Below are 24,868 nucleotides of genomic sequence, written 5' to 3'. Positions count from 1 at the left end.
GCGAGAATTGGCGTGGCGCGCGCGCCAGAACTAGAAAACCTTTTATATATAAGGCCTTAGGTCATTTTTCGGCCATCGCGGGCCGGATCGGACGCCGCTCTTTAATATAGGCCGTATTCTCGCGAGGCAATCAGTGGAAGCTGCATTTGGAGCGGCTCCAGACGGCAAATCTTGCCGCCGGGCAGAAAAGGGGGCCATGACAACGTCCCGGCGCCTCCCCTAGCTTCATTCTATATAATTGAAATTGCTATGCTATTTTTGTCGGACGGAGGTGGCCCGGTCCTTGCTGACTGATAGCCAGGGTTCAATGCGAGGGTTCGCCGGTGGTCAGTGTCACGTCAGAAGTATTGGCAAACGCGTCGGTGCAGAGCGCGTCGGCGAGGTCGGCCCGTCCGGATCCCACCCCGCCGGCCGGAAACGACAGTTTTGCGGCGCTGATCGACGGCAATGCGGGCCAGAGCGACAACCGTGCCCAAGCGAGTTCCCAAGCGAACTCTCAGGCGAACTCCCAAGCAAACTCTCAAGACAATTCCCAGGCCGCGTCACAGGCGCCCGCCCCACGGCGCGCCGACGATTCGCAAAGCCCAGCCGACAACCGCTCACGCGATACCACATCCGCGTCGGACAATGCGCCGCGCAACGACTCGAACGACAGCAATACCGCCGTCAACGCGCAGGACAACGCCGCTGCAAGCGACAAAGCCGGCGCGCCCCACACCAAATCGAAATCCGACGCATCGAAGTCCTCCGACACCAAGTCCGATGACGCCAAGGATGCTGCGGTAAAATCTGCCAGCGGTGACGCTTCGACCACCGATCAGGCGGCAAAGCAGGATGCAACGGCCGCGGTGACCGCGGACGCCATTGCCGTCACCATTGCCGCACCCGTAGCACCCGCCGGCACGTCTGTCGCAACACCGGCGACCGACAAGGCCGCAGCGCCGCTCGCGATTGCCGCCGCAGGGATCGCCGCCTCCGCTGCCGTGGTCAACGCTACCGCTCCGGGCGCGGCCACAGCCGACGCCGGCTCGACGGCCGCAGCAACCGCAAACACGACAAAGGCCGACGGCACCAAGACCGATACCCAGGCGGCCGTCGGCGGGGCCGTCACCGCGCAAGCCACGACGGCCGACACGACCACCGCCGCCGGCATTGCGCTCGCCGCATCCTCGGGCGCCAAGCAGCCCGCGGCGACGAAAGACGCGACGCCGATCAAGACGACCAAGGTCGTCAAGGAAGGCATCACCACGACGGCAGACAACACCTCCGACGCGCCGGCCACCACGACAGACGATGCGGCTTCCATCGTTCCCGCCGGCACGTCGCCGACGGCAGCAGCCAAACCGAAAGCCGAGAACGGCATCGTCGATGCCGTCAAGGCCGAGGCGTCGGGCAATGCCGCTCCGGCCGCCAATGCCACCGCCCACGGACACGCGGCTACCGCCGACTTTAGCCAAGCGCTGGCCAATTCGTCGGGCAACGGTTTGCTGGGCGCCGCCGCCATTCAGGCGCAGCAGCCCTCCGCTGCAACGACACCCATCGCTGCTGCGCAACTGACCGTCACCGCAGCGACGGGTGATGCCGTGCCGCTGAGCGGCGTGGCGATGGAGATCGCAGCGTCGGCCAAGAGCGGCAAGACCAGTTTCGAAATCCGGCTCGACCCCGCCGATCTCGGCCGCATCGACGTCCGGATCGATGTCGACCGCAGCGGCCAGGTTACGTCGCATCTGACCGTCGAAAAACCGGAGACGCTTTCGATGCTGCGGCAGGACGCCCCCCAGTTGCAGCGCGCGCTGGATGACGCCGGCTTCAAGACCGACGGCAGCGGGCTGCAATTCAGCCTGCGCGACCAGTCCTCTTCCGGCCAGAACAGCGGCAACGATAGCGGCCGCAACGCACAGCGGCTGGTGATCAGCGAAGACGACACGATGCCTGCGACAGCGATCGCAGGACGAAGCTACGGCCGCATGCTCGGATCGAGCAGCGGCGTCGACATCAGAGTTTGAGGAGAACGACATGGCAGACGCAGCAACAGTAGCCGGCCGGGTAGTCTCGGGCACGACGCCGCTTCCGACCTCTTCATCGGGTTCGTCGCTGAGTTCGACCACCGGCGCGACGCTCGCCGGCAACTTCCAGACGTTCCTGACGCTGCTGACGACGCAGTTGCAGAACCAAAATCCGCTCAGTCCGCTGGACACCAACCAGTTCACCCAGCAGCTGGTGCAGTTCGCCGGCGTGGAACAGCAGCTCAAGACCAACGAAGAGCTGACCTCGCTGGTCACGCTGCAGCAGACCGCGCAATCGACGCAGGCGCTGGGCTTTGTCGGCAAGACCGCGGTGGTCGACGGCAGCACGGCCGCGCTGACCAACGCTTCGGCGACCTGGGATATCAGTGTCCCCAAGGCCGCCAACTTGAATCTCACGGTCACCAACAGCACCGGGCAGACCGTCTTCAGCAACACCTACTCGGTCCAGGCCGGCGACAATCAGCCGTTTGCCTGGAACGGCAAGGGCACCGACGGCACCCAGTGGCCGGATGGAAAATATACGCTGACCGCTACCGCCACCGACAGCAACGGCCAAACCGTCGCCGCTACGACCCGGCTGCAGGGCACGGTCAGCTCGGTGGACCTCACCCAGACGCCGCCGTTGCTGACGATCAACGGGCAGACCTACACGGTCAACCAGATCAAGGCCATCGTCAGCTAGCCGGCCGCCAGACCGGCAGCGCCCCCCCTCAACACCACCCAGACAGGCTCGGCCCGGCATTGCCGGGCCGAATGCGTTCCGGGCCATTTCAAGGAGATTCGTATTGGAGGCTTGGGCTTAGGCAAATTTTAAGTTGCGGGGCGTAGGTTGTTACCGTGAGTTCAGTGGTTGAGAGTTTGTGAGTACGCCATGACAGAACCCCATCGCCCGAGGGTAAAATACGTCATCGGGCCTGACGGCAGTCCGTTAACAATTGCGGACTTGCCCGCGCCCGGAACCAAACGGTGGGTCATCCGCCGCAAGGCCGAAGTCGTTGCCGCAGTTCGCGGCGGCCTGCTCTCCCTTGAGGAGGCTTGCAGCCGCTACACGCTGACGGTGGACGAGTTCCTGTCTTGGCAGTTTTCCATCGATCAGCATGGCCTGGCCGGCTTGCGGACCACCCGGATCCAGCAATATCGCCAGTAAGCTCGCCTGAACCGAAAGATTTGATGAAAACCGGCTTCGCTTTGTGAAGCCGGTTTTTTTCATGCCGAACTTTCGTCGCCGTTCTTAACCTTCGTTAACCATATGGAAACCATCACCTAGGCAATAATTGCCCAGTCGGTCCCCGATACGAATCTTGGGTCCGAATCCCTGGGGGCAGTTGGTGCAAAGTCTCGTTGCTTTCCTGCGAAGTCTCGGTGCCTCGCGGCTGATGGCCATGATCGCGGTCACAACCGCGCTGGTCGCCTTCTTTGCGTTCGTCATCATGCGCGTCACGACGCCGCAGATGACCACCCTGTTCACCGACCTGACCGCCGAAGACTCCTCCAGCATCATCAAGGACCTGGAACGCCAGGCGATCCCCTTCGAACTTCGCAACGAGGGCGCCGTGATCATGGTGCCCAAGGACAAGGTCACCCGGCTGCGGATGAAGCTGGCCGAAAGCAACCTGCCCAAGGGCGGCGGCGTCGGCTACGAGATTTTCGACAAGTCCGACGCCCTCGGCACCACCAGCTTCGTCCAGAACATCAATCATTTGCGCGCGCTGGAGGGCGAACTTGCCCGCACCATCCGTGCCATCGACAAGATCCAGGCCGCCCGCGTCCATCTGGTGCTGCCGGAACGGCCGCTGTTTTCGCGCGAAACCCCGGAGCCGTCGGCCTCGATCGTGGTCCGGGTCCGCGGCAGCCTCGAGCCGGCACAAATCCGCGCCATCCGCCATGTGGTCGCCTCCGCCGTCAACGGGCTGAAGCCGCAACGGGTATCGATCGTCGACGAGGGCGGCCGGCTGCTGGCCGACGGCGCCGGCGGCGACAATGAAAGCACGGCCGGCGACGAGCGCCGCTCCGCGTTCGAAAAGCGGATGCGCAACGAGGTCGAGGGCATCGTCTCCTCGGTGGTCGGCCAGGGCCGCGCCCGGGTCCAGCTCACCGCCGATTTCGACTACAACAAGATCACCCAGACCTCGGACAAGTTCGATCCGGAGGGCCGGGTGCTGCGCTCCAGCCAGAGCCGCGAGGAATCTTCCGCCACCGCCGAGAACAACGGCCAGGTGACGGTCAATAACGAATTGCCCGGCAACCAGGCCAATAGCGGCCCGGCCGCCCGCGACCAGAGCAAGAAGAGCGAAGAAACCAACAATTACGAGATTTCGCGCATCACCAAGACCGAAGTCACCGAGGTCGGAAGGGTCAACAAGATCTCGGTCGCCGTGCTGGTCGACGGCGCCTATACCAAGAACGAAAAAGGCGAGATGGTCTATGCGGACCGCAGCAAGGAGCAGCTGGACCGCATCGCCACCCTGGTTCGCTCGGCGATCGGCTTCGACCAGAAGCGCGGCGACCAGGTCGAGGTCGTCAACCTTCGCTTTGCCGAGGCCCCGTCCGTGCCCCCGGTCGTGGAGCCGACCGGCCTGCTCGGCATGCTGCAATTCACCAAGGATGACGTCATGTACGTCATCGAGCTCGGCGTCATGATGCTGCTCGGCCTCGTGGTGCTGTTCATGGTGATCCGGCCGCTGGTCAAGCGCATCCTCGCCGCCGAAGTCGTGCCAGCGCTGACCAGCGAAGCCGCGCCGGCCCTGACCGACGGCAGCGCGGACGGCGCGGCCGGTCAGGCGCTGCTTCCCGTATCGCTGATCGACGTCGCCCAGGTTCAGGGCCAGGTTCACGCCCAGGCCGTGCACCGGGTCGGCGAACTGGCCGAACGCAATCCCAACGAAACCGCATCCATTGTTCGTCAATGGCTGACCGAACCCGCCGAGTAATCCGACATGGCAGCCGTCCCGCAAACCACCAACGCCAACGACATCACCACCGTCATCTCGGCGCTGGCGAGCCGTCAGGCCACCCGGCCCAAGGGCAAGCCGCTGAGCGGCCCGAAGCGCGCCGCCATCCTGATGCTGGCGCTGGGCGAAAAATATGGCGGCAAGGTCTGGTCGCTGCTCGACGACGACGAGGTTCGCGAATTGTCGATCCACATGTCGACGCTCGGCAACGTCGAGGCCGAGGTGGTCGAGGACCTCATGCTCGAATTCGTTTCCCGCATGTCGGCATCCGGCGCGCTGATGGGAACTTTCGACGCCACCGAACGGCTGCTGCAGCAATATCTGCCGTCAGAGCGCGTCACCGGCATCATGGATGAAATTCGCGGCCCCGCCGGCCGCAACATGTGGGAGAAGCTCTCCAACGTCCAGGAAGAGGTGCTCGCCAACTATCTCAAGAACGAATACCCGCAGACCATCGCCGTGGTGCTGTCGAAACTGAAGCCGGAACACGCTGCCCGCGTGCTCGCGATCCTGCCCGAGGACCTGGCACTCGACGTGGTCGCCCGCATGCTGAAGATGGAAGCGGTGCAGAAGGAAGTGATCGAGCGTGTCGAGCAGACGCTGCGCACCGAATTCATGTCCAACCTGTCGCAAACCCGCCGCCGTGATGCCCATGAAGTGATGGCCGAAATCTTCAACAATTTCGACCGCCAGACCGAAACCCGCTTCATCACCTCGCTGGAAGAGGAAAACCGCGAATCCGCGGAGCGCATCAAGGCGCTGATGTTCACCTTCGACGACCTGATCAAGCTCGACTCCGCCTCGGCGCAGACGCTGATGCGCAATATCGACAAGGACAAGCTCGGCATCGCGCTGAAGAGCGCCAACGAGGAAGTGCGCAGCTTCTTCCTCGGCAACATGTCCTCGCGCGCCGGCAAGATGCTGATGGACGACATGGCCGCGATGGGACCGGTGCGGTTGCGCGACGTCGACGAGGCGCAGGCGCTGCTCGTCAACCTCGCCAAGGATATGGCCGCCAAGGGCGAAATCACCCTGACCAAGAACCGTGCCGACGACGAGCTGGTGTACTGATGGCAGCACCTGCAAAATTCCTGTTCGACATGGACTTCGGGGCGCCCGACAAGGCGCGCGAGCGTGCCGCGACGGCCGCCGAGATCGCGGAGAAGATCGCCACCGCCGAAGCCCGCGCCTATCGCGCCGGCTACGACGCCGCCCAGCGCGAGGCCAAGGCGGAAAGCGACCGCCGCGCGGCGCTGGCGCTCGAGGAAATCGGCATCGCCATCAAGGGCATCGCGTCGCGCTTTTCCGGCATCGAAACCCGGATGGAGACCGAGGCCGTCGACGTCGCGGTCGCGGTGGCGCGCAAGCTGTGCGACGAACTGGTTTCCCGCGAGCCGATCGCCGAGATCACCGCGCTGGTGAGCGACTGCTTCTCGCATCTGGTCGCGACGCCGCATCTGGTGGTGCGCATCAACGATCAGCTCTACGAGGCCGCGCGCGACAAGATCGAGCGGCTCGCCTCCCAGTGCGGCTTCGAAGGCCGGCTCGTCATTCTGGCCGAGCCTGGCATCGCCAGCGGCGACTGCCGAATCGAATGGGCCGACGGCGGCGTGGTGCTGGAGCGCGCCACTATCGAAGCCAAGATCAGCGAACTTGTCGGGCGCTATATGGCGTCCCGCCATCAGGCCGGAAGTTGAGGGCCATGAGGACTGAACCATGAGCGACACCGATACTCACGTACCGCTTCCCGATCTCAACGCGGCGGACACGGCACCGGTCGACGATCTGGCCTACAACGAGGACGAACAGGCCTCGCGGATCGCGGCCGACCTCGAAGCCGTCTTCGACGTTCCGGTGCAGGTCTCGGCCGTGCTCGGCCGTTCCAAGATGGACGTCGGCGAGCTCCTGAAGCTCGGACCCGGCACCGTGCTCGAACTCGACCGCCGCGTCGGTGAAGCCATCGACATCTACGTCAACAACCGCCTGGTGGCGCGCGGCGAAGTGGTTCTGGTGGAAGACAAGCTCGGCGTCACCATGACCGAAATCATCAAGGCAGAACGAACCTAACAATTTTGGCGATCCGCGCGTAACAGGCGCGCACCAGACGAACAGGAGATAAACATGCGGCTTCTCATCGTTGGCACATTGAAGGGCCAGCTCACCACGGCCACCAAGATCGCGATGGACAACGGGGCCTCGGTGACCCACGCCGAGGCGATCGAGCAGGCGATGGCCGTGCTGCGCAGCGGCAAGGGCGCCGATCTGCTGCTGGTCGACGTCGCCCTCGACATTCGCGACCTGGTGATGCGGCTCGAAGCCGAACACATCCACGTGCCGATCGTGGCCTGCGGCATCACCAACGACGCCCGCGCCGCGGTCGCCGCGATCCATGCCGGCGCCAAGGAATACATCCCGCTGCCGCCCGATCCGGAACTGATCGCCGCCGTACTGGCCGCCGTCGCCAACGATTCCCGTGACCTCGTCTACCGCGACGAAGCCATGGGCAAGGTGATCAAGCTGGCGCAGCAGATCGCCGGCTCGGACGCCTCTGTGATGATCACCGGCGAGTCCGGCACCGGCAAGGAAGTGCTGGCGCGCTATGTCCACACCCGCTCCACCCGCGCCAAGAAGCCCTTCATCTCGATCAACTGCGCGGCGATCCCCGAGCACCTCCTGGAGTCCGAACTGTTCGGCCACGAAAAGGGCGCCTTCACCGGTGCCGTGGCGCGCCGCATCGGCAAGTTCGAGGAAGCCACCGGCGGCACGCTGCTGCTCGACGAAATCTCCGAAATGGACGTGCGGCTGCAATCCAAACTGTTGCGCGCGATCCAGGAGCGCGTGATCGACCGCGTCGGCGGCACCAAGCCGGTCCCGGTCGACATCCGCATCATCGCGACCTCGAACCGCAACCTCGCCGACGCCGTGCGCGAAGGCACTTTCCGCGAGGATCTGCTGTTCCGTCTCAACGTCGTCAACCTGAAGATCCCGCCGCTGCGCGAACGCCCGGCCGACATTCTCGAACTGGCGCAGCACTTCGCCAAGAAATATGCCGAAGCCAACGGCGTGCCGCTGCGGCCGATTTCCGCCGACGCCCGGCGGGTGCTCAGCGCCAACCGCTGGCAGGGCAACGTGCGCGAGTTGGAAAACACCATGCACCGCTCGGTGCTGATGGCGCAGGGGGACGAGATCGGCGCCGACGCCATCCTGACGCCCGACGGCGACCGTCTCGACCTCGCCAAGACCGCGCCCGCGGTGGCGCATGCCACCTTCGCCGCTGAGCAGGTCACCCGCGCCCTCGTCGGCCGTACCGTTGCCGACGTCGAACGCGATTTGATCCTGGAGACGCTGAAGCATTGCCTGGGCAATCGCACCCATGCCGCCAACATTTTGGGCATTTCGATCCGCACCCTGCGCAACAAGCTGAACGAATATGCCGACGGCGGCTTGCCGATCACGCCGGCCGGCTCGGGTGAATATGCGCGGTTTGCGGCGGCGGGATAGCGACAACGCCTCTCCAACGTCATTCCGGGGCGATGCGAAGCATCGAACCCGGAATCTCGAGATTCCGGGTTCGCTTCGCGCCCCGGAATGACGAAACATCACAGCCTGCGACTATCAATCACGAATAACTCGGCGCATCCGGCTTGCGAAAAATGTGAATGGGATCGCCGGGCTGCAGATCGCGCCCGGTGAAGACCGCATAGGCATAGAGCGCGAGATAGGCGATCGCGAGCGCGCCGACGCCGTAAAATGCCCAGGTCGCAATCCGCTTCATCAGGTCGTGGTTCCACGCAGAGGTTCCGGCAGGATTTGCCACGAGCCTTCTAACGCTCCCTCGCACCTGGCGCCATAGCCGCTACTTTCAGGGGTGCCTCAGCCGTTCATCGCGTCGCGCGCGGTCTGGGTACGCTGACCTCGGCCAACCTCACGGCGTCCTCGTCGCGGTCGATCGCGACATACTGGCCCTGCCAGTAGGCAAGCGCTGCGGTGCGCGACGAGAGCTGCAGGTCCAGCACGCGGCCGATGACGATCGCGTGGGAATGCCGCTCGATGATATCCTCGACCTCGCAGTCGATCGCCGCCAGCGCGCCGACCAGCAACGGCACGCCGGAGGCCCGCGTCACCCATTCGGCGCCGGCAAAGCGTGCGGCGCCCTTCAGCCCACCTTTGCCGGTAAAGCGCTCGGCAATGTCGACCTGATCCGACGTCAGAATGTTGACGCCGAAAAAGCCGTGGCGCTTCACCAGCGGCCAGGACGAGGCTTCCCGGTTGATGCTGACGATCAGCGCCGCCGGCTCGACCGACAGCGACGACACCGACGTGACCGTCATGCCGGAAATATCCTTGCCCCGCCCGGCGGTGATGACACTGACCCCGCCGGTCAACTGACGCATGGCGCCGCGAAAATCGGTCGAAGAGATCTCGCGCGGGATCGCAATATCACGGACAACGGAGTTCATGGCAGCCTCGCTGGGTCCAGCCTTAAAGGTCGGAGGTATCGTCGGTGCCTTGCAGCAGGTTCTTCAGGATCGAGCCTTCCAGCGCGGCGAGTTCGGCCGAGCCGCGACGGCGCGGACGCGGGATATCGACGTTAATGTCGTGCGCGATACGGCCGTCCTCGATGACCAGCACGCGATCGGCCAGCGCAACCGCTTCCGATACGTCATGCGTCACCAGGATCGCGGTAAACGCCTGATCGTGCCAGACCCGTTCCAACAGCCGCTGCATCGAAATCCGCGTCAGTGCATCGAGCGCGCCGAGCGGTTCGTCGAACGCCAGCACACGGGGCCGGCTGACCAGCGCCCGCGCCAGCGCGACGCGCTGCTTCTGGCCGCCGGACAGCACCGCCGGCCATTGCGCCCGCTTGTCGTCGAGACCGACCTCGACCAGCGCGCTTTCGGCGCGCGCCTGGGCATCGGCTGTGTTCCGCTCGCGGCCGAGGCCGACTTCGACATTCGAGAGCACCCGTGCCCAAGGCAACAGCCGCGGCTCCTGAAACATCACGCGAATGTCCTCCGCCCGCGCCTGTTCGCCCAAGGCGATGGTGCCGGCAGTAACGGCGTCGAGACCCGCGACCAGCCGCAGCAACGTGCTCTTGCCGCAACCGCTGCGGCCGACGATGGCGACGAACTGGCCCGCGGGAATATGCAGGTCGATGCCGCGTAACACCTCGTTGTCGCCGAACGACTTGCGAAGCCCGCGAATGGTCAGCGACAGGCCGCGCGGCTGACCCTCCGAACCACGTTGCACGACTCGCGCCTGTTCGACGAAGTTCGCGGGTTCGACCAGTTCGGCCTCGGGAGAAATGAAACGAACAGCTTGCTGCATGATATCCTCAGTGTTTCCCAAAGGCCGGATGCCAGGACAGCGTCAGCCGCTCCAGCGCGCGCGAGGCGCTGTCGGCCAGCTTGCCGAGCAGCGCATAGATCAGGATCGAGAGCACCACGACGTCGATCAGCATGAACTCGCGCGCCTGCATCGCCATGTAACCGAGACCGGATGACGCCGCGATGGTCTCCGCCACGATCAGCGTCAGCCACATGATGCCGAGCGCGAAGCGCAGGCCGACGAAAATCGACGGCAGCGCGCCCGGGAAGATCACCCGGCGGAACAGTTCACCGTCGCTCATCCCGTAGATCCGCCCCATTTCGATCAGTTGCGGATCGACGGTGCGGATGCCGTGCAGCGTGTTGAGATAGATTGGAAAGAACACGCCGAGCGCCACCAAAAACAGTTTTGCCGATTCATCGATCCCGAACCACAGGATCACCAGCGGGATCAAAGCGAGATGCGGGATATTGCGCACCATCTGCAGCGTGGTGTCGGTCAGTTTGCTGGAAAGCTGCGACAGGCCGTTCGCTAAACCAAAGGCAAAGCCGATACCGCCGCCGATCAGGAAGCCGATGCTGGCGCGCCAGAAGCTGACCCAGATGTTGCGCGCGAGTTCGCCGGACAGCAGCAGTTTCCACCCCGCCAGCGCCACGTCGCTCGGCGCCGGCAACACCCGCGCCGGCACAAATCCGGTCACGCAGGCGAGTTGCCAGACCAGGAGAATGCCGAGCGGCACGATCCAGGGGATCAGGCCATCGGCCCGTGGCAGGCGCAGGTTGCGGCCACGGATGCGGGGAAGTTGTTCGATCAGACTCATGATTGCGATGCCTGTTTATGCGGACGATATTCGTTACCGATGGTCTCGCCGAACGGACCGGTGTTGACGCGGATCGGCGTCACATTGTTCGGCTGCGCCAGCGACAGCAGCGGGAACACCAGTTCGGCAAAGCGATAGGCTTCCTCGAGATGCGGGTAGCCTGACAGGATGAAGGTATCGATGCCGACATCCTGATACTCCTTGATTCGTGCCGCGACGGTCTGGGGATCGCCGACCAGCGCGGTGCCCGCGCCGCCGCGGACCAGGCCGACGCCGGCCCAGAGGTTGGGGCTGATCTCGAGCTTGTCGCGGCGGCCGCCATGCAGTTGCGCCATCCGCTGCTGGCCGACCGAGTCCATGCGCGAGAAGATCTTTTGCGCCGAGGCCACGGTTTCGTCGGTGACATGCTGAATCAGTTCGTCCGCGGCCTTCCACGCCTCGGCATTGGTTTCGCGCACGATCACGTGCAGCCGGATGCCGAACGACAGCTTGCGCCCGCGTTTGGCAGCGACCGCGCGCACGCGTTCGACCTTCTCGGCGACCTGCGCCGGCGGCTCACCCCAGGTCAGGTATTTGTCCACGGTATCGACGGCGACATCGATGCCGGCGTCCGACGAGCCGCCGAAATAGAGCGGCGGTCGCGGCGACTGCACCGGCGGGAACAACAGGCGGCCGTCCTCGATGCGGATGTGCTTGCCTTCGACATTGACTGACTTGCCCGCGAGCAGGTCGCTATAGACGTTGAGGAACTCGCGCGTCACTTCATAGCGCTCGTCGTGGCCGAGGAAGATGCCGTCGCCCTTGTTCTCGACCGGATCGCCGCCGGTGACGACGTTGACCAGCAACCGTCCGTTGCTGACCCGGTCAAGTGTCGCGGTCATGCGCGCGGCGACGCTCGGCGACTGCAAACCCGGCCGCACCGCCACCAGGTAGCGCAGGCGCTCGGTCCAGGGTGCTACCGCCGACGCGATCACCCAGGAGTCCTCGCAGCTTCGCCCGGTCGGCAGCAGCACGCCGAAATAACCGAGTTGATCGGCGGCCTGCGCGATCTGGCGCAGGTAGTTGAAGTTCACCTCGCGGCCACCGGTCGTGGTGCCGAGATAGCGGCCGTCGCCATGGGTCGGCAGGAACCAGAGGATGTTGGCGTTGGCGGGATTCGGTGCATGTATCGTCATGATTCAGGATCCGGGTTTGCGCTGAACGTCCGAGACCGTGATGGCTTTCGGCAACAGGCCGAGCGCCACGAACGTATCGGCGATGCGCTGCTGGCTTGCGATCACGTCGTCGCTGATCGGCAGGATCCCGTAGGATTCGCGCTTCAGCGACACCGCAAGCACCGAAGCCGGCAAGCCGACCGACGGGCTCAATTGCGCGGCGACGGCCTCGATATTGTTCTTGGTCCAGTCGTCGGCCTCGTTGAGCGCCGCAAGCACGACATCGACCGCCCTGGTGTTGTCGGCGAGGAACTTCTTCGACGAAAAATAGAACTGATGGTTGGCGACGAGACCGGTGCCGTCGACAAGGATTTTCGCGCCGGTCGAGGCCTCGGCTGCCGCCTCATAGGGATCCCAGATCACCCAGGCATCGACGGAGCCGCGGGTGAACGCGGCGAGCGCATCCGAGGGCGCTAGGAATACGGGCTGGACGTCGGTATATTTCAGCCCGGCTTTCTCCAGCGCCTTGACCAGAAGATAGTGAACGTTGGACCCCTTGTTCAGCGCGACCTTCTTGCCCTTCAAATCGGCGACCGATTTCAGCGGACTGTCCTTGGGGACCAGAATGGCCTCTCCCTGCGGCGCCGGCGGATCATAGGCCAGATAGACCAGCGGCGCGCCGGCGGCCTGCGCAAAGATCGGCGGCGTTTCCCCCGCAATCCCGAAATCGATCGCGCCGATATTGAGCGCTTCGAGCAGCGGCGGGCCTGACGGAAATTCCGTCCACACCACGTTGTAGCGGAGCGGCTTGAGTTTCTCTTCGAGCGAGCCCTTGCCTTTCAGCAGGACCAGCTTGCCGTATTTCTGGAAGCCGATGCGGACCACCTTGTCCTGGCCGTATGAGACGCCCACCATGGCGGCAACGATACCCATGGACAACACGGCAGCCGTCATCATTCGTTGAAACCAACGCATGGCCTTTTCTCCTCGATGAATGGATGAATTGGGAAAGCGATCAGGTCAGGTTTGCACCGGCCTCCAGACCGCATCCCGCACCACGACCGGCTTCGGGATCAGGCCCAGTCTGTGGAAACGATCCGCAACCGCCTGCTGGGTGGCGACGATGTCATCGGTTACCGGACCGATCACGAACGATGCCCGGTTGGCCGCAACGATCTGGACTTCGAGAGGCACACCGGTCACCGCAGCGAGTGCCGCCGCGACGTCGGCGCGGTGCGCCTCCGCCCAGCGCGCCGCCTCTGTCAGCCCGCTGATGACGTCGCGGGTATGCTGAACGTTGTTGTTCGCGAAGTCGCGGTTGGCGAGATAGAACGAGTTGGTCTTGGCGACTTCATGGGCGTTGACGAGGATACGTCCGCCCTGGCGCTTCTCACCGATCGCAAAATACGGATCCCAGATCGCCCAGGCCTCGATGCTGCCGTTGGCGAAAGCAGGACCTGCGTCGGGCGGCGACAGATAGACCGGCGTGATGTCTTCGTAGGTCAGCCCGGCCCTTTCGAGCGTCGCGATCAGGACGTTGTGCGCGCTCGTCCCCTTGGCAACTCCGATCCGCCGGCCCTTCAAGTCGGCAATGGTGCGGATCGTCGAAGCGGCGGGCACGAGAATGCCCTGCCCGTTGGTGATCGGCGATCCCGCCACATAGACGATATTGGCGTTCGCAGCCTGGGCGAAAATCGGCGGTGTATCGCCGACCGAACCGAAATCGACGCTTCCGGTGCTCATCGCTTCGAGCAATGGCGGACCCGAGGTGAACTCAACCCATTTGATCGCGATCTGCTTCGCCGCGAACTGCTTTTCCAGCACCGACTGCTGGCGCGCAATCACCAGAACGCCGGTCTTCTGGTAGCCGATCCGGATTTCCTTCAGCGGCGCCTGTGCAACCGCAGGCGCCGCCAGCGCGGCGACTGCGGCAGTTCCAAGCGAGAGCTTGAGGAATTCACGACGCTTCATCACATTCTCCTGATCATGTTCGCGACGTGCCGCGACCATGCGATGACAGGATGATGGTGCGATGCGCGCGGAGTGTCGAGGGTGCGGAAAAAATAGCAACGACCGCGCTGCCGGGCCCAATTTCGACGATGGGTTTATTGCCGGAACAGGATCGGACTCGATTCATTTGTTTTCGCCTCGCCAGTCGCAGGATTCGTTAATGTTGAATCAGGCACGCGACGCCGTCGCGAATTGAAGCGATCAATCGGATCGATTGCGCCTTCCAAAAATCTTGCTCGGCGTTTCGCTGAACAATCGCCGCTGGAGAGAAATTTTCTGCGAAACGCCGGCCGGTCGATGCGATGTCGCTACGGCTTCCATAAGTTTCCACCGCACCTCGAAACGCGAAACGATCATTGCCCGCGCATCGGGATATTCAGTCAGGCATTTCATTGACCGCCATGCCGCCAGCCATACGCTTTGCGGATCGCTGGTTACGAAGCAACACAGCGGATTAGATCGGAAAGAGACACAGGCATGAATACAATCCAGTCAGAATCAAAACCCCGCTCACACATGCGCAATTTTGGTGCGGCGCTGTTCAGCGTCGCCATCGGGATCGCCATGACGGCATCGGCCATGGCCGCCGACACAATCACGTTGCGTGTCGGCGATCAAAAGGGTGGCAATCGCTCGTTGCTCGAAATCGCGGGGCTGGCGAAGGACCTGCCGTACAAGATCGAATGGTCGGAATTTCCGGCCGCGGCGCCGATTCTCGAAGCGCTCAATGCCGGCGCGCTGGATGTCGGCTACACCGGCGATCTCGCGTTCCTGACCGTGTATGCGGCGGGCGCACCGATCAAGGCCATCGGCGGCACCCGCGCCGATGCGCGGACCCAGGCCATTCTCGTGCGCCAGGACTCGCCCATCAAGAGCGCCGCCGACCTGAAAGGCAAGCGGCTGGCGGGAACGCGTGGCGGATGGGGCCAGTTCCTGATCGATGCGACCCTCGAGAAGAACGGCGACAAGATCGAGGATGCGACCTTCGCGCCGCTTGGCCCGGTCGATGCCAAGATCGCTTTGGTCGCGGGCTCGATCGACGGCTGGGCCGTCTGGGAACCCTATGTGTCCTATGCGACGCTGAAGGACAATGCGCGGATCGTCGCTACCGGCGAAGGCCTGACGCCGACCATCACCTTCATCGTCGCCTCGGATGCTGCGATCGCCACCAAGCGCGCCGCCGTGCAGGATCTGGTGCAACGGCTGAACAAGGCGCGGCTCTGGTCGCTCGATCATCTCGCGGAATATGCCAAGAGCACGGCTGAGCTGACGAAACTTCCCGAAGACGTGCTGTTGAGCGCCTACACCGCCCAGCGCACCAGTCCGGTCGCAATCGACGAAAATATCGTCAAGGAGGTTCAGGAAGCGTCGGACCGCGCCACACGCTTCGGGATCCTGTCGAAGAAACTCGACGTCGGCAAAGCCGTGGATCGCGGCTTTACGGCGGCGGCGAACTTGAACTGACAGTCTTTGCAAAACGATCGCGGCGCGAGGATGATCCACGCGCCGCGTCAACCGTCCACTCAAACGACTGCTAGCCCGCCGCGACCTTCGCGGCTGGAGCCACGTTCACCGCGAGTTTGCCGTAGCGGTCCTTGAAGGCTTCGGTATCGATCTCTTCGAGCATGATCGCGCCGCTCATCACGCCGGCCTTCCAGGCGTCATGCTCGGGATCTTGCTGAAATTCCGGCATCACTTCCTTGCCGAACAGTTCGAGCGACTCGCAGATATGCTCGTGGCTGTTCTTGCCGGCCTGGTTGAGCAGGATCACCTGGTCGATATGCGAGGCGCGGAACCGCCGCAGCTTCTTGCGGATGGTTTCCGGCGAACCGATCAGGCCGCCGCGCAGCGCCGCTTCCTGGGCTCCCGGATTTTCGCGCTTCCACTTGTTGTATTCGTCCCACATGTTGACGGTGCCGGGATCAGGGCGCTGGCGGTTCTGCGACGCACCGTAGAAGCGCAGCGCGAACTGGAAGAAGGTGGCGCCGTCGGCGCGCGCCCGCGCCTCCTCGTCGGTCTTGGCGCACATGAAGAACGACACCAGCGCCATGTTCGGGTTGATGTTGTAGTCGGCGAGCTTCTTCAGCCGCTTGGTGATCGCATTGTAATAGGCGTGCACCCAGGCATGCGCAGCGTCGGCGCTGACGAACTGGAAGCCGAGCGCGCCAAAACCGTTTTCGCCGGCGCGCTCGATGGTCTGCAACTGCGAGCATGCCATCCACAGCGGCGGGTGCGGCTTCTGCACCGGCTTGGGGACGACGTTGCGCAAGGGAATGTCGAAATACTTGCCGTGATGTTCGGTGCCCACCTTGGTGAACATCGGGAAGATGGCCTGCACCGCCTCCTCGAACACCTCGCGCTTGGTTTCCATGTCGCGGCCGAACGGCGTCAGTTCGGTGATGGAAGCGCTTTCGCCCATGCCGAACTCGCAGCGGCCATTGCTGAGCAGGTCCAGCACCGCAACCTTCTCGGCAACGCGGGCCGGGTGGTTGGTGGTGAGCTGGAAGATGCCGTGGCCGAGCCGGATCTTCTTGGTGCGCTGGCTGGCGGCGGCGAGAAAGGATTCCGGCGAGGGTGAGTGCGAATATTCCTCGAGGAAGTGGTGTTCCACGACCCAGGCGTGGTCATAGCCAATCCGGTCGGCGGTCTCGAGCTGCGTCAGCGCGTTCTGGTAGAGCCTGAGTTCGTCGCCCTCTTCCCAGGGACGCGGCAGTTGCAGCTCATAAAAGATGCCGAATTTCATGAGGTCTCTCCCAAACCGCTTGTTGTTTTGTGGCAGTGTATTCCCCACCGGCGACAAGTCTAGCCTTGGCCGCGAAACACCAATTCCGCGTCGCGGAAGCCGGCTTGCACTGGTGGCCTGAATGGTTAGCTTGGGGTAGATGAGTCGCGGCCGATACCGGCCCGCTCTCCCCTCCGCTGGACCCCATGACCACCTTTACGCCGCATCAGGATTCCGCGCTCAAGGCCGTTGCCGACTGGATGAAGGCCAAGCCCGGCAGGAACGGCACGCCGCCGGTGTTCCGGCTGTTCGGCTATGCCGGAACCGGCAAGACCACGCTGGCGCGGCACATCGCCGACGGCGTCGATGGCGAGGTGAAATTCGCGGCCTTCACCGGCAAGGCGGCGCTGGTGATGCGCAACAAGGGCTGCGACAACGCCTCCACCATCCACTCGCTGATCTATCGCGCCCGCGAATCCGGCGTCGAGCAGCCGAGTTTTGAGCTATGGGACGACGCACCCGCCTCGAAAGCCAAGCTGATCGTGATCGACGAATGCTCGATGGTCGACGCCGAACTCGGCCGCGACCTGATGTCGTTCGACTGTCCGCTGTTGGTGCTGGGAGATCCCGCGCAATTGCCGCCGATCCAGGGCGGCGGCTTCTTCACCGACTCTGAACCCGACGCGATGCTGACCGAGGTGCATCGGCAAGCCCAGGACGATCCGATCGTGCGGATGTCGATGGATATCCGCGAGGGCCGCGAACTCGAAATCGGCCGCCATGGCGAGAGCGAGGTGGTGTCGCGCAACGAACTCGATCCGGACCGGGTGATGCAGGCCGACCAGGTGCTGGTCGGGCGCAACAACACCCGCCGCGCCTACAACATGCGGGTACGGCAGAAGCAGAATATCGAAGATCCGTTGCCGGTCGCCGGCGACAAGCTGGTGTGCCTGCGCAACAACCGCAAGAAAGGCCTGTTCAACGGCGGGCTGTGGCGGGTGAAGTCGCGGGCGCAGTCAAAGTCCAAGATCATCACGATGCGGCTGTCGCCGGATGAGGATTTCGGCCACAAGGTGACCAAGGTCTCGGTACGCGGCGACTGCTTCGGCGGCGCGATCGAGACCATTCCGTGGGAGCAGCGCAAGCCCTACGACGAGTTCGACTACGGCTACGTGCTGACCGTGCACAAATCGCAGGGCTCGCAGTGGGACGACGTCGTATTGTTCGACGAGAGCTTTGCGTTCCAGGAAAGCCGCGCCCGGTGGCTCTATACGGGCATCACGCGTGCGGCGAAGCGGCTGAGCGTGGTGGTGTAGCTGGTCATTCCGGGGCGGCTCGAAGAGCCGAACCCGGAATCTCGAGATCCCGGGTTCGACGCTTCGCATCGCCCCGGGATGACGGATTGTCTTGCTTCGCAACCCAATCCGTCACTTCCCCGCCACGAAGTAAAAATCCTCGCGCCCGGGCGGCGAGCCGTAGGTAAACGGCTGCTGCGCGTGGTTGGTGGCCTTCCAGACGTCATCGCGGACGATGTCGAACAGTTTCCGCACCTCGACCTTGGGCTCCCTGATGTCGCGCGCGAGCACGGTCGCGAACGGACTGTTGGCGGTTTCGCCGTCGAGCGCGGTTTCGCCATGCTTGGCGGCGTAGACCACCATGAATCCGGCTTCCGGTTCGATGTTGGAAAGGCCCTTGCTGACCAGCTTCAGCGCAATGGTGCGCCGCATGGTTTTGTCGAAGGGATTGTCGCGGCAGGCGTCCAGCAGGACCAGCTTCAGCTTGCGCGCGCCACCAACCGCGGCGATCACCTGCTCCAGCGCCACCGCCTGCGACTCGGCGTCATGGTCGGTCGCGAGCCGCGCATCGGTCGGGATCAAGTAATTCACCCCGCCGACCTCCATGCCGTGACCAGCATAATAAACCACCGCCCAGTCCGACTTCTCGGCCTCTGCGCCGAATGTGCGCAAGGCAGAAAAGAAACTGTCGCGGGTAAGGTCGGGCGCGAGCGTCACGGTCGCAAAGCCGAGCCCGCGAAGCGTATCGGCGATCAGCCTGGCATCGCGCGGCGGGTTGTCGAGCTGTCGCACGTTCCTGTAGGCGCCGTTGCCGATGATCAGCGCCACCTTGCGGTCGCCGGACGGCCCCGCCGCCGCGCCTTTTCCCTGAGTCGGCTTCTGCGCCGGTGCGGAAGGCGGCGCGACCGCGAGCAGCGCCGCCAGGCGATCCTTCGCGAAACGTCGCGCGATCGCGGTGTCGGTAGCGTCAAGCTTCGTCAGCGTGGCGCTCGCGGATCGGTAGTCGTAGCGCGCCGCCACGGCGTCGCCCTTCTTCTCAAAATACTGCCCTCGTCCGGCATGCGCGCGGATGTAGTTCGGGGCGATCCTGATCGCCTCGTTGTAATCGGCCAGCGCCGCATCGAGATCGCCCTTGGCGAGATAGGCATTTGGCACGGCTGGTCAGCACGAAAACGTTTTTCGGCGTTTTCGCCAGCGCTTCATTGCAGTCCGCGATCGCCTCGTCGAACCGCTTCATCTCCGTGTAGGTCATGCAGCGGTTCGACGGAACCGACGACCCGTCCGCGTTGAGCTTCTGCGCTTCGGAATAATCCGCCAGTGCGGCGTCATATTGCTGGAGCAGGGTTTCCGCGCGGGCGCGATTGTTGAGATGGATGTAGCGGTTTGGGCTGGTCGGACCAAATTTGATCGCGGCATTGAATTCATCGAGCGCGCGCGGGAAGTCGAGCTTGCGCAGGAAGATAATGCCGCGGTTGTTGTAGGCGTTCGCAAAATTCGGACGCATCTGCAGGCACAGGTCGTAGTCGGCGAGCGCATGCTCGTCGTCGCCCTTGCTGCTGTAGGCGATGCCGCGTGAGTTGACGTATCCGACGCTTTCGGGGTCGGCGTCATGCGCTTTGCCGAAAGCCGCGATCGCGCTGTCGTAATCGCGCTTCTTCATGAAGGAGTCGCCGATGACCTGATAGGCGGCCGCCCTCGGTTTCCCGTTAATCGTGTCATCCGCCGTCACCGCCGAACAGGCGACCAGCCTCGCCTCCGCCTCCGCGGCCGGATCCCGGCAGATATCGATATCCGCAGCCGCCAGCACAGGACCCGCGCCGGCAAGCGTGACGATCGCTACGAACAGGGCGCGCAACATCGCAAATACGCTCCGGCGGATGCTGATTGGACGCGGGAAGCGGCCACGAGTTCATTGTTGGAAGGGACCACCGGTCGGGTCAAGCGTGGTCCTCACTCTGTCCTGATGCTTGGTCTAAATCCTTGCAGCCACGCGGTTTTATTCACGAACTCGTGTGAAACGGGCCGTAACAAACTCCGCCATCGGCCGTATCTTGAGGCATCGGGAGAACCGTGCCGATTGCGAAACACGGCTCCCGCCCTAAACTGCCCCCCAACCCGCTCGCCCCTGAGGAAACCATGTCCCCTCGTCGATTCAGCCGTCTTTCGTTCTGCGCCGCCGCCATCGGTGCGCTCGCCGTTGCTGCGTTCGCCGTCGCCCCCTCGCTGGCGGCCGAAGATGCCGTGATCATTCCCGCCCCCGCCGCCGATGCGCAAGCAGCCGGTGCGATCCAGACCGCCGTTCTCGCCGGCGGCTGCTTCTGGGGCGTCCAGGGTGTGTTCCAGCACACCGCAGGCGTGATCAATGCGGTCTCCGGTTACGCCGGCGGCACCAAGGCCACCGCCGACTACAACACGGTTTCGAGCGGCACCACCGGCCATGCGGAATCGGTCGAGATCAAGTTCGACCCGAAGAAAATCAGCTATGGCAAGATTTTGCAGATCTACTTCTCGGTCGCGCACGATCCGACCCAGTTGAACCGACAGGGCCCCGACAGCGGCACGCAATACCGCTCGGCGATCTTCACCACCAATGACGAGCAGAAAAAGGTCGCGGAGGCATACATTGCCCAGCTCAACGCTGCCAAAGTCTACAAAAAGCCGATCGTGACCAAGATCGGCCCGCTGGAGGCGTTCTATCCGGCGGAAGCCTATCACCAGGACTACCTGACGCTGCACCCGACGCAGCCCTATATTGCCTACAACGACATCCCGAAGGTCGAGAATCTGAAAAAGATCTTTGCGGAAAACTACATCGAAAAGCCGACGCTGGTGAGCAACGCGAAGGTCACCAACTGACTTTCCGTCATTGCGAGGAGCGTAAGCGACGAAGCAATCCAGACTTTCTTCTGCCATAAGGCTGGATTGCTTCGCGGAGCCTGTCATCGGGCGGGCGTTCGCCCGACCCGTTGGCTCGCAATGACGATTGAACCCGAAGGAGCACATTAATGTCCGACACCAAGACGACGACCAAGGTCGAGAAGAGCGAAGCCGAGTGGCGCCGCGAGCTGACGCCGATGCAGTATGCGGTGCTGCGCGAAAAGGCGACCGAGCGGCCGTTCTCCGGCGAATATGAGCACGAGCACCGCAGCGGGACCTACACCTGCGCCGGCTGCGGCCAGACACTGTTCGAGTCCGATGCCAAGTTCGATTCCGGCTGCGGCTGGCCGAGTTTTACGGCGCCCGCCGTCGACAGCCATGTCGACGAGGAGCGTGACGTTACCCACGGCATGATCCGCACCGAGGTGCTGTGCTCGAAGTGCAACGGCCATCTCGGCCACGTCTTCGAGGACGGCCCCGGCCCGACCGGCCTGCGCTACTGCATCAACTCGGCCGCATTGAAGCTGCAGCCGAAATAATTGCCGCGCCGTCCTTCCCCACTTGTCATGCGCGGGCTTGACCCGCGCATCCATCAAGGGGGCGGCGGCCGAACTTCTCAACTCTCTATCGAACGCACTTCCCGCCCCGTGCGACCAAGAGCTGGTCGCGCGGGGTTTTTCTCATGATTTTCCTTTGCTTGCCCCGCGCGCGAGCCACAAGGAAGTTCTGATGCACATGTCCAAACGTCTGCTGCTCGGTCTAGGTCTTGCCGGCCTCATCATGGAGAGCGTTGTGATCCAGCCTGCCCTCGCCGCCGACAAGGTTTCGCTGTTCAAGGTCATCACCCAAAAGGACGAGATCGTGATCGGCCTGTCCGACGACGAACTGGCCCAGGTCGACGGCAAAAACGCCGGCGGCATCGCCAAGATGCTGGTCGCCAAGGGCTCGATGAGCGTCTGGCAATATGCCGTGCACAAATCCGCCTCTGGCGACCTCGAACAGGCCCCGCTGCACAAGGTCGGCCTGATCGCCACGGAATCGCTGCGCGTCGAGCCCTATGCCAGCCCGCTCAAGGTGTTGCCGGTGGACGAGACGAAGAAATGACGACAGGCCGTCATTCCGGGATGGTGCGCTAGCACCAGACCCCAGATGCGCAATTGCGCATCGGGGAATCTCGAGATTCCGGGTTCGATGCTCCGCATCGCCCCGGAATGACATCCTCTTCGGCGGATCGACCACGACTTGCGGCCCGGATTGTGCTTTGATCCGGGCCGCGGGGGCGTTTCCGCGCGGCCCGCGGCCTTTCGGGGAGGGTGCCATGTCGCTTGGACTGATACTGATCATCATCCTGATTATTTTCCTGCTGGGCGGCTTCTCGGGCCGTTTTGGCGGCTATGGCTACGGTATGGGCCATTCCGGCATGGGGCTCGGCGGGGTGATTTTAGTCGTGCTGGTCATCCTGCTGCTGCTCGGCAAGCTGTAATTCGTATAAATATTTGAAATTACTGGCTTTATCGAAAAGCCGGCGCAGCCATGCGTGGATTCATCATCACCCCCGATCAGCGGCTTCAGGAGTCGCATTTCTGTCAAACAGGCTTATATTGGGGGTCGAAATGACGAGCACGGCGCGCCGCCGGGATAGCGGCCCACCGTCATCCAATCCACATTCGCTCCCCAGAGCCAAAAAGATTGAGGTCTGAGACCATGCGTCCCTTCAGCTATGACACCGCCGCCGAACTCTTCCCCGCCGCGATCCGCAAGAAGAAGCGGGCGGGCTTCGCCTATCGGCGGTTTGGCACCGCGGCCGAAGCGGTTCGCTTCGCGATCGAGGAGCTGCCGGCGGATTCGCTGAACGGCGCCTATCTGCAAGTCGAGGAAGCGCGCTTCGACCAGAGCGGCATCCGCACGCTCTATGAAAGCGAAGCCTTCCCGCTGGAGCGCCGCCCCCGTGCGGACGCGCCCGCGGACGCCGACGCCGCCTGACGAATTCGCTTCCAATAACAAGCCCTCGGACCATCGCGTCCGGGGGCTTTTTTTATTGCCTCCCGATGCGCGCGCTAGATGCGCGGCTGCTTGTCCATCCACTTCTTGAGCATCTTCACATTGCGGACATTGGCGCGGAACATGACGTCGAAGGCGTCGCCCGCCAGCGGCACCATCCCGACCACGCCGTCGACCGCGACATTGGCCAGCATCCGCGCCGTGATGTGCCAGGGCGCGCCGAGCGCGCGGGCCTCGCGCACCAGCCACAGCGAGATCGCGGTGGTGATGAGATCGCCGACGATGGGGATCAGCCCGATCAGGCCGTCGATGCCGTAGCGGATATTGGTGCCGGGCAGGATGAAAGCGACGTCGAGCAGTTTTGCGATCGCGTCGAGCCGCGCCAGCCGCTGCTCGCGGGTCAGGTTGGCGAACGGGTTGGCTGCGTTGTTGCCGAAATCGAACCGAAAGGCCTCGAACTGCGCGCGCATCCCCGGGTCCGGAATTTCGTTGCCGTCCTGGTCGATGACAGGACCGCGCCCCGGCGCACGCGCGCGATAGGGCCCGTGGGAGGGCCGCTCGGTGCGGAAACGTTTCGGCATAATGATATCGTCGTTTGACATGGTCATCAGATGGTAACGCGAATGCGAGGCGCAAGTTGCGTCAAAATATCCCTTGTTGGTTTGCGCGAATTCTAGTCGCAAAACCGGCAGCCCACTTTTGCTGAATACGCGCTAACGCCCCCGCGCCGCCGTTGGCGTCAGGCCGAAGCGGCGGCGAAAACAGCGGTTGAAATAGGACAGGTCGTTGAAGCCGCAATCGAAGGCGATGTCGCTGATGCGCCGCTCGCCTGGCTGCGCCAACCATTCCGCCGCGCGGCGCAGCCGCAGTTCCAACAGCCGCGAGGTAAAACTGGCGCCGGCTTCATACAGCAATTCGTTGACGTAGCGCTCCGACAGCCCGGCGGCGGCGGCGAGTTTCTGCGCGGAGAAATCCGGCTCGGCGAAGCGCCGTTGCAGGATCATCAGCACCGCCTTCAGCCGCACCGCGCGCACGCCGCCGCGGCGCGCCTCGGCCGCGATATCGCTGCGGGCACCGAGGCCGAGCGCTGCGAGATCCATCAGGTGGCCGGCAATGGCAAAGCCGGCTTCGTCGACGGCGCCCGGATGGCACAGCAGCAGATCGCTGTAATCCATCGCCAGCGACAGCGCGCCGCCGGGCTCGAGTTCGCGGCCGACGAGATCGTCGACACCGGACACCATGGCCTTCAGCGTCGCCGTCGGCAGGTGCACGTTGGTGAAGCGCTTGGCGTTGAGGCCATCGACCGCCAGGAACGGCTCGTCGAGCTTGAGCAGCGCCATCGACCCCGGCCGCATCACGAATTCGCGGCCGCGATGGGTGACGCGGGATTCGCGGTCGCCGGTGTTGCGCGCGAGGCAATAGCGGTCGTCGTTGGTCGCCAGCACCTGGCGTTTGTCGCGCCGTACCGTGGTGAAGGTGCCGTCGCAGCGGCCGAGCATGGTGGTGCCGATATGGATCGAATTCATCGCCGCGCGAAACGGCACGTCGTCGGCGGGATCGAGCTCGCCGGTGTTGGAAAAATGCTCGAACAGTTCGGCGAAATGCATGAAGCGCTGCCGCTCGCTTAGGCCCTGCGGCAGCATGTCGGTCGACAGCATTTTCTTCAGCACAGGCATCGGCGGG

Annotated in this window: 27 protein-coding genes; 15 read left to right on the top strand and 12 right to left on the bottom strand. The window is 63.7% G+C overall.

What is annotated here, in order from left to right; translation table 11 throughout:
- The first annotated feature begins 323 nt into the window (after positions 1 to 323).
- The 8 genes from BLS26_RS25970 to BLS26_RS25935 all read left to right on the top strand — a co-directional run bounded on the left by BLS26_RS25970 (position 324) and on the right by BLS26_RS25935 (position 8,479).
- Positions 324 to 2,006 carry a flagellar hook-length control protein FliK gene (locus BLS26_RS25970; protein WP_092515413.1) on the top strand — a complete coding sequence of 561 codons (1,683 nt, stop codon included), beginning with the start codon at positions 324 to 326 and terminating at the stop codon, positions 2,004 to 2,006.
- A 10-nt stretch (positions 2,007 to 2,016) separates the two neighbouring features.
- A complete protein-coding gene (locus BLS26_RS25965) occupies positions 2,017 to 2,709 on the top strand; it encodes a flagellar hook assembly protein FlgD (protein WP_092515412.1) in 693 nt (230 codons plus the stop codon).
- A 189-nt stretch (positions 2,710 to 2,898) separates the two neighbouring features.
- On the top strand, positions 2,899 to 3,174 hold the full coding sequence (locus BLS26_RS25960; protein ID WP_002714638.1) for a DUF1153 domain-containing protein: 276 nt from the start codon (positions 2,899 to 2,901) through the stop codon (positions 3,172 to 3,174).
- A 181-nt stretch (positions 3,175 to 3,355) separates the two neighbouring features.
- The gene (gene fliF, locus BLS26_RS25955) at positions 3,356 to 4,957 is read left to right on the top strand and encodes a flagellar basal-body MS-ring/collar protein FliF (RefSeq protein ID WP_092518577.1); all 1,602 of its coding nucleotides are present in this window, start codon (positions 3,356 to 3,358) and stop codon (positions 4,955 to 4,957) included.
- 6 nt (positions 4,958 to 4,963) lie between these two features.
- Complete coding sequence (fliG, locus tag BLS26_RS25950; RefSeq protein WP_092515411.1) at positions 4,964 to 6,049, top strand: flagellar motor switch protein FliG; 1,086 nt, start codon at positions 4,964 to 4,966, stop codon at positions 6,047 to 6,049.
- Positions 6,049 to 6,675 carry a FliH/SctL family protein gene (locus BLS26_RS25945; RefSeq protein ID WP_092515410.1) on the top strand — a complete coding sequence of 209 codons (627 nt, stop codon included), beginning with the start codon at positions 6,049 to 6,051 and terminating at the stop codon, positions 6,673 to 6,675. Before fliG ends, BLS26_RS25945 begins: the two co-directional genes overlap by 1 nt.
- Before the next feature lie 19 nt (positions 6,676 to 6,694).
- Positions 6,695 to 7,045 (top strand): flagellar motor switch protein FliN, encoded by a 351-nt coding sequence (gene fliN / locus BLS26_RS25940; protein ID WP_092515409.1) that lies wholly within the window; start codon positions 6,695 to 6,697, stop codon positions 7,043 to 7,045.
- A 54-nt stretch (positions 7,046 to 7,099) separates the two neighbouring features.
- Positions 7,100 to 8,479, top strand: coding sequence for a sigma-54-dependent Fis family transcriptional regulator (locus BLS26_RS25935; RefSeq protein WP_092515408.1), 1,380 nt, complete (start codon positions 7,100 to 7,102; stop codon positions 8,477 to 8,479).
- 118 nt (positions 8,480 to 8,597) lie between these two features.
- Here the strand turns inward: BLS26_RS25935 and BLS26_RS36390 are convergent, their stop codons facing one another.
- From BLS26_RS36390 to BLS26_RS25905, 7 genes are all read right to left on the bottom strand, one after another.
- A complete protein-coding gene (locus tag BLS26_RS36390) occupies positions 8,598 to 8,753 on the bottom strand; it encodes a hypothetical protein (protein ID WP_172804697.1) in 156 nt (51 codons plus the stop codon).
- A gap of 106 nt (positions 8,754 to 8,859) precedes the next feature.
- Positions 8,860 to 9,438, bottom strand: coding sequence for a flavin reductase family protein (locus tag BLS26_RS25930; RefSeq protein WP_092515407.1), 579 nt, complete (start codon positions 9,436 to 9,438; stop codon positions 8,860 to 8,862).
- Positions 9,439 to 9,460: 22 nt separating this feature from the next.
- The gene (locus tag BLS26_RS25925) at positions 9,461 to 10,306 is read right to left on the bottom strand and encodes an ATP-binding cassette domain-containing protein (protein ID WP_092515406.1); all 846 of its coding nucleotides are present in this window, start codon (positions 10,304 to 10,306) and stop codon (positions 9,461 to 9,463) included.
- A 7-nt stretch (positions 10,307 to 10,313) separates the two neighbouring features.
- Entirely contained in the window at positions 10,314 to 11,126 is an 813-nt protein-coding gene (locus BLS26_RS25920) for an ABC transporter permease subunit (protein ID WP_092515405.1), read from the bottom strand.
- Positions 11,123 to 12,301: an FMNH2-dependent alkanesulfonate monooxygenase gene (gene ssuD, locus BLS26_RS25915; RefSeq protein ID WP_092515404.1), complete on the bottom strand. Its 1,179-nt coding sequence runs from the start codon at positions 12,299 to 12,301 to the stop codon at positions 11,123 to 11,125. Before ssuD ends, BLS26_RS25920 begins: the two co-directional genes overlap by 4 nt.
- Positions 12,302 to 12,304: 3 nt before the next feature.
- On the bottom strand, positions 12,305 to 13,255 hold the full coding sequence (locus tag BLS26_RS25910; RefSeq protein ID WP_092515403.1) for a sulfonate ABC transporter substrate-binding protein: 951 nt from the start codon (positions 13,253 to 13,255) through the stop codon (positions 12,305 to 12,307).
- A 45-nt stretch (positions 13,256 to 13,300) separates the two neighbouring features.
- Positions 13,301 to 14,251: a sulfonate ABC transporter substrate-binding protein gene (locus BLS26_RS25905; RefSeq protein ID WP_092518575.1), complete on the bottom strand. Its 951-nt coding sequence runs from the start codon at positions 14,249 to 14,251 to the stop codon at positions 13,301 to 13,303.
- A 516-nt stretch (positions 14,252 to 14,767) separates the two neighbouring features.
- Here BLS26_RS25905 and BLS26_RS25895 point away from each other — a divergent pair.
- Entirely contained in the window at positions 14,768 to 15,754 is a 987-nt protein-coding gene (locus BLS26_RS25895) for an ABC transporter substrate-binding protein (RefSeq protein ID WP_244541687.1), read from the top strand.
- Positions 15,755 to 15,824: 70 nt separating this feature from the next.
- Here BLS26_RS25895 and BLS26_RS25890 read toward each other — a convergent pair whose 3' ends face one another.
- Positions 15,825 to 17,033 carry an LLM class flavin-dependent oxidoreductase gene (locus tag BLS26_RS25890; RefSeq protein WP_092515400.1) on the bottom strand — a complete coding sequence of 403 codons (1,209 nt, stop codon included), beginning with the start codon at positions 17,031 to 17,033 and terminating at the stop codon, positions 15,825 to 15,827.
- Positions 17,034 to 17,218: 185 nt separating this feature from the next.
- On the opposite strand from BLS26_RS25890, the gene BLS26_RS25885 reads away from it, so the two are divergent.
- Positions 17,219 to 18,328, top strand: a complete 1,110-nt coding sequence (locus BLS26_RS25885; RefSeq protein WP_092515399.1) for an ATP-dependent RecD-like DNA helicase — start codon at positions 17,219 to 17,221, stop codon at positions 18,326 to 18,328.
- A gap of 111 nt (positions 18,329 to 18,439) precedes the next feature.
- Here the strand turns inward: BLS26_RS25885 and BLS26_RS37305 are convergent, their stop codons facing one another.
- Both BLS26_RS37305 and BLS26_RS37300 read right to left on the bottom strand, forming a co-directional pair.
- A complete protein-coding gene (locus BLS26_RS37305) occupies positions 18,440 to 19,462 on the bottom strand; it encodes a caspase family protein (RefSeq protein WP_371360669.1) in 1,023 nt (340 codons plus the stop codon).
- Positions 19,344 to 20,165 (bottom strand): tetratricopeptide repeat protein, encoded by an 822-nt coding sequence (locus tag BLS26_RS37300; RefSeq protein WP_371360668.1) that lies wholly within the window; start codon positions 20,163 to 20,165, stop codon positions 19,344 to 19,346. Before BLS26_RS37300 ends, BLS26_RS37305 begins: the two co-directional genes overlap by 119 nt.
- 278 nt (positions 20,166 to 20,443) lie before the next feature.
- Here BLS26_RS37300 and msrA point away from each other — a divergent pair, with 278 nt between their 5' ends.
- The 5 genes from msrA (at position 20,444) to BLS26_RS25855 (ending at position 23,167) form a co-directional block, all read left to right on the top strand.
- Positions 20,444 to 21,163: a peptide-methionine (S)-S-oxide reductase MsrA gene (gene msrA, locus BLS26_RS25875; RefSeq protein ID WP_092515398.1), complete on the top strand. Its 720-nt coding sequence runs from the start codon at positions 20,444 to 20,446 to the stop codon at positions 21,161 to 21,163.
- Positions 21,164 to 21,312: 149 nt separating this feature from the next.
- A complete protein-coding gene (msrB, locus tag BLS26_RS25870; protein WP_092515397.1) occupies positions 21,313 to 21,723 on the top strand; it encodes a peptide-methionine (R)-S-oxide reductase MsrB in 411 nt (136 codons plus the stop codon).
- A 190-nt stretch (positions 21,724 to 21,913) separates the two neighbouring features.
- Positions 21,914 to 22,288 carry a hypothetical protein gene (locus BLS26_RS25865; protein ID WP_244541686.1) on the top strand — a complete coding sequence of 125 codons (375 nt, stop codon included), beginning with the start codon at positions 21,914 to 21,916 and terminating at the stop codon, positions 22,286 to 22,288.
- Positions 22,289 to 22,502: 214 nt separating this feature from the next.
- Positions 22,503 to 22,667 (top strand): DUF3309 family protein, encoded by a 165-nt coding sequence (locus tag BLS26_RS25860; protein ID WP_092518571.1) that lies wholly within the window; start codon positions 22,503 to 22,505, stop codon positions 22,665 to 22,667.
- Positions 22,668 to 22,888: 221 nt separating this feature from the next.
- On the top strand, positions 22,889 to 23,167 hold the full coding sequence (locus tag BLS26_RS25855; protein ID WP_027536864.1) for a hypothetical protein: 279 nt from the start codon (positions 22,889 to 22,891) through the stop codon (positions 23,165 to 23,167).
- A gap of 74 nt (positions 23,168 to 23,241) precedes the next feature.
- Here the strand turns inward: BLS26_RS25855 and BLS26_RS25850 are convergent, their stop codons facing one another.
- Together BLS26_RS25850 and BLS26_RS25845 are read right to left on the bottom strand one after the other, a co-directional pair.
- The gene (locus BLS26_RS25850; protein WP_092518569.1) at positions 23,242 to 23,793 is read right to left on the bottom strand and encodes a DUF4112 domain-containing protein; all 552 of its coding nucleotides are present in this window, start codon (positions 23,791 to 23,793) and stop codon (positions 23,242 to 23,244) included.
- Positions 23,794 to 23,898: 105 nt separating this feature from the next.
- Positions 23,899 to 24,843, bottom strand: coding sequence for an AraC family transcriptional regulator (locus BLS26_RS25845; RefSeq protein ID WP_244541685.1), 945 nt, complete (start codon positions 24,841 to 24,843; stop codon positions 23,899 to 23,901).
- Between the last annotated feature and the right edge of the window lie 25 nt (positions 24,844 to 24,868).

The organism is Afipia sp. GAS231, assembly GCF_900103365.1.
Classification (GTDB): Bacteria; Pseudomonadota; Alphaproteobacteria; order Rhizobiales; family Xanthobacteraceae; genus Bradyrhizobium.
Note: the sequence above shows the minus strand (reverse complement) of the source record. Positions and strands in the feature narration are given on the sequence as shown.